The following is a 1222-nucleotide window of genomic DNA, read 5'->3' as shown; positions in this document are numbered from 1 at the left end:
CCGCCCGCCCCACCGCCCGCCACGACCTGTGCGCGCTGGAGGAGATCCCCCCGGGGGAGGGCCGCGCCTTCGCCGTGGACGGGCAGCAGGTGGCGGTGTTCCGCCACCGCAGCGGCCGGGTCAGCGCCGTGCAGGCCGCCTGCCCGCACGCCGGCGGACCGCTGGCCGACGGGCAGGTCGACGAGCGGGTCGTCGTGTGCCCGCTGCACCTGAACGCGTTCGACCTCACCACGGGCGAGTCCACCAGCGGGCAGCCGCCGCTGGCCGTGCACCCGTGCTCGGTCGGCCCCGACGGCCGCGTGGGCGTGGAGCTGTGAACGGCGCCGGGCAGGGGCGCGCGCCCTACCCGCTGCACCTGGACCTCACCGGCCGGCGCGTCCTCGTCGCCGGCGGCGGCCCGGTCGCCGCCCGCCGCGCCGGCGACCTCGTGGCCGCCGGCGCCGACGTGCACGTCGTGGCGCCCGCGGTGTGCGAGGACCTGCGCGAGCTGCTGCCGGCGCTGACGTGGCACGAGCGCGAGGCGGTGGCCGCCGACGTCGAGGGCGCCTGGCTGGTGCACACCGCCACCGGCGACCGCGCCACCGACGACGCCCTGGCCGCGGCCGCCGAGGGGGCCCGCACCTGGTGCGTGCGCGCCGACGACGCCGGCGCCTCGGCCGCCTGGACGCCCGCGGTGGTGCGCCGCGAGGTCGCCGGCGCCGAGGTGACCGTCTCCGTCTCCGCCGGGCGCGACCCGCGCCGCGCGCGCGCCCTGAAGGAGTCCCTGGGGCGCTGGCTGGACACCGGCGCCGCCCCGCTGCGGCGCGGCGCGCGCGCCCCCGGCCGCGCCGGGCGCGTCACGCTCGTCGGCGGCGGGCCCGGCGAGACGGACCTGCTGACCCTGCGCGGGCGCCGGCGCCTGGCCGAGGCCGACCTCGTCGTCGTGGACCGCCTGGCCCCCACCGGGGTGCTGGCCGAGCTCGGCGAGGACGTGGAGGTCGTCGACGTCGGCAAGACCCCCGACCACCACCCGGTGCCGCAGGAGGGGATCAACCGCCTGCTCGTGGAGGCCGCCCGCACCGGCCGGCACGTCGTGCGCCTCAAGGGCGGCGACGGCTACGTGCTGGGCCGCGGCGGGGAGGAGGTGCTGGCCTGCCGCGAGGCCGGGGTGGAGGTGGAGGTCGTGCCCGGCGTCACCAGCGCCTTCGCGGTGCCCGCCGCCGCCGGCATCCCCGTCACCCAC

2 protein-coding genes are annotated in these 1222 nt (G+C 80.5%); both read left to right on the top strand.

What is annotated here, in order from left to right:
• Nucleotides 1-26: 26 nt before the first annotated feature.
• Nucleotides 27-317, top strand: coding sequence for a Rieske (2Fe-2S) protein (locus GTR00_RS21225; RefSeq protein WP_166613489.1), 291 nt, complete (start codon nt 27-29; stop codon nt 315-317).
• The coding region (locus GTR00_RS21220) for an SAM-dependent methyltransferase (protein ID WP_166613488.1) at nt 314-1222 on the top strand (909 nt) is incomplete at its 3' end. The genes GTR00_RS21225 and GTR00_RS21220, both read left to right, overlap by 4 nt.

The organism is Kineococcus indalonis, from assembly GCF_009906395.1.
In the GTDB taxonomy this organism is placed as follows: domain Bacteria; phylum Actinomycetota; class Actinomycetes; order Actinomycetales; family Kineococcaceae; genus Kineococcus; species Kineococcus indalonis.
Note: the sequence above shows the minus strand (reverse complement) of the source record. Positions and strands in the feature narration are given on the sequence as shown.